Source organism: Chelatococcus reniformis, assembly GCF_014640075.1.
In the GTDB taxonomy this organism is placed as follows: domain Bacteria; phylum Pseudomonadota; class Alphaproteobacteria; order Rhizobiales; family Beijerinckiaceae; genus Camelimonas; species Camelimonas reniformis.
Window position 1 is genome coordinate 1 of the sequence record NZ_BMGG01000036.1, and the last position, 600, is coordinate 600.

A 600-nucleotide genomic window follows, 5' to 3' on the forward strand; every position below is an offset into this window, starting at 1 on the left:
GCCTTTGGTGAAGCCGACGGGCTTTCGCGAATATGATGCGCGGTGGCTGTTCGAGCGCGAGCTCAACCTGATGGGGGTGCAGGCGCTGGGCCTGGGGCTCGGCACGCTGCTGGCCGAGCTGAAGGTCGAGCCCGCCATCGTCGTCGGCCACGACTTCCGCAGCTATTCCGCCGCCATCAAATACGCCCTGGTCACCGGCCTGATGGCCGCCGGCGTCAGGGTGCGCGACATCGGGCTGGCGACCACGCCGATGGCCTATTTCGGCCAGTTCGCGCTGGACACCGCGGCGGTTGCCATGGTCACCGCCTCCCACAACGACAACGGCTGGACCGGGGTCAAGATGGGGGCGGCCCGGCCGGTCACCTTCGGGCCCGAGGAGATGGGCCGGCTCAAGGAGATCGTGCTCTCCGGCGCCGGGCGCCCCGCTCCCGGCGGCGCCTACGAATTCGTCGGCGACTTTCCCGCCCGCTACATCGCCGACCTCACCGACCGGCCCCGGCTCGGCCGCAAGCTGCGGGTGGTCGCCGCCTGCGGCAACGGCACCGCCGGCGCCTTCGCCCAGGACATCCTGGAGCGCATCGGCTGCGAGGTGATCCCGCT

At 71.0% G+C, this 600-nt stretch carries 1 protein-coding gene; it reads left to right on the forward strand.

What is annotated here, in order from left to right:
• Positions 1-600: phosphohexomutase domain-containing protein (locus IEW34_RS30210; protein WP_505626582.1), on the forward strand; the 600-nt coding region annotated here is incomplete at both ends.